A 2,281-nucleotide genomic window follows, 5' to 3' on the forward strand; every position below is an offset into this window, starting at 1 on the left:
ATTGTGGATGGTATTAGTTTGAAAATGAATGAGTACGGTATTGCTTTACCCGCATTGAAACAAAGTAAAGGACAGCTAGTTGTAGTCAATTCTATTGCTGAAATGAAGGCAAAAGCTTTGTCTATTATTGAAGAAAAAAAACATCTTCCTGAAGTACGTATTATTGAAGAAAATGGTACAAGTCTAAAAGGATGTACTTGGAAATGCATTAAGAATGAAAAAGGAAACAATGTGCTATCCATTATCAATATGGGGAAAAATGATGCCAAATTATCGATTCAGCTAAAAAAAGCAAAGAACGGAACTTCTTGCTATGATTTAATTAACGGACTAGTCATTAGTTCTCAACCTAGATTAAAGCCTTATGATGTTCTTTTTGTAGAAATAAATGATAAGAAATAAATATTGGTGTGCTATTAATAAATAAAAAATTTCAAAATATGAAAAATAATATTATTTTCTACCTGTTTCTACTAACTCATGTTATTGTCTTTGGGCAAGTTGCAGCGCCCTTAAAAATGCCAATAGATCAGATAGAGAGCGAATTTTTTACAGATAATTCGACTGGTTTTCCAGCTGGTCAAAGAGTTACTTTATTGAATAATGCAGGGGATGATTCTTCGACGTTGAATACAGCTATAAATTTTCTAAATAATCTTGGGGGAGGAGTTATTACTATAAATGCAGGTACCTGGGAATTTGCTGAAATCTTAATGAAATCGAATATACATTTAGTGATTTCAAAAGATGCAATTATTAAACCAAGTGCTTGTCCGTCATGTGTAAATAAGACTACTAACAGGTCAATTTTTAGAATTGGATCTATAAATGCCACTTTTATAACAGAGAATGTAAGCATTCGATCGCTCAATGATGATGGACAATTTACGATTGATTTGTCAGATTTGGAAATGGTTACTGATGAAGGCGTTGCATATCTTGTTCGAATTACTCCTTTTAACATGAAAGCTGTTACTAATTTTATGGTTTCAGGTTGTCGTGTTGTCGATAATTTCACCGTTCATGCGGCAATGAATTGTTCTGTAAGCAAGAGTAGTGCAGGGGTTTGGGGACGACCAAAGCAAGGACTTATTAAAAACTTGACAGTTCAAAACGCTCATAGTGGATATGGTGCTGTTCAGGTACGATCAGGAGAAAAGTTATTGTTTAAAAATATTACTTCCGTGGGAGGAGGTGTTTCACTACGAATAGAAACTGATGATGTAACTGCTTCTGGTGGTACAACACCACAAGAAGAAGCTTGGGTTTCTGAAATATCGGCCTACAATATTAAGTGTGCCAATGGGAATGCAGCCGTCATGATACAGCCATGGAGTGCACAGAACGGCTGGTTTGACGTTCAAAAAATTGAAGCAACTAGTTGTATGGCGGCTGTACGTATTGATAAAGCGTACGATAATGCATCTCCTTTTATAGGTGTTGGTGTTTTTGATTCGGATTCTAGAATTACCGATGTAACATGTTCTTACGGCACCAATGCTCAGGTAAAGGAAGGTGTTTTTCCGTGGGTACCTTGTGTCTTGAGAACCAATCCTTCTATATTAATCTATCCTGGTATTGCTTATATGGACGATGGCTCTTATCATCTAGGACCATTGATTGCTCCATTACTTTATCGTGCTAGTACAACTAGCGGAGCAGTTGGTAATGGGTATTATAGTGTAAATGTTCCAACCGAAAATCAATTGAAGGCTAATGCGACTGGTTTTGATTGGTCAATATCCCTAGTGATTTCAAGAGATAATAATCGAGTAAATAATTGTCCCGCTTTGTCAAACGAATCATTTGCATTCAATACAAATCAAGTAAAAGTTTATCCTAACCCTTTTGAAAGTGAAAATGAATTTTTAACTATTGATTTAGTAACAATTTCTGATGTTTCAATAACAATTTCTGATTTGATGGGTAAGCTGGTTTATTCGAACAATTTTAAAGGACAATCAAAAGTTGAAATCAATCTTTCAAAATTAAATTTAGCAAAGGGAACTTATGTAGTCAATGCAAAAAGCGATATAGGAATGGTGAGCAAAAAAATAATAGTTTTATAAAAGTGAAACAAAAAACAGCTTCTTTAATTTTTAGTTCGAATAGATCATAGTTGTACTCTCAATGGCTTATATAGCCTGTATTAAAAAAAGAAGTAGATCAAGTAGATATATTAACTTTCTGTTAAGGATAAAATAATGTTGGTAGAGGATAAAAACCATTCGTTTTTTTATCTACAAAATGGCTTAATTTGTGTAAACACTCCGTTTAATTG

2 protein-coding genes are annotated in these 2,281 nt (G+C 33.9%); both read left to right on the forward strand.

All coding sequences use genetic code 11. The annotated features are described in order from the left end of the window. On the forward strand, positions 1-402 hold a 402-nt coding region (locus tag WBQ70_RS08775), incomplete at its 5' end, for a hypothetical protein (protein ID WP_423913021.1). A gap of 38 nt (positions 403-440) precedes the next feature. Continuing rightward, positions 441-2,069 (forward strand): T9SS type A sorting domain-containing protein, encoded by a 1,629-nt coding sequence (locus WBQ70_RS08780; RefSeq protein ID WP_423913023.1) that lies wholly within the window; start codon positions 441-443, stop codon positions 2,067-2,069. Positions 2,070-2,281 lie beyond the last annotated feature (212 nt).

Origin of the sequence: Flavobacterium sp. (assembly GCF_049590715.1) — a bacterium.
Lineage (GTDB): Bacteria > Bacteroidota > Bacteroidia > Flavobacteriales > Flavobacteriaceae > Flavobacterium.

Bases quoted from the DNA above. Each gene is read 5' to 3' on its own strand.
- WBQ70_RS08780 (WP_423913023.1), top strand. From the start codon at position 441: ATGAAAAATAATATTATTTTCTACCTGTTTCTACTAACTCATGTTATT.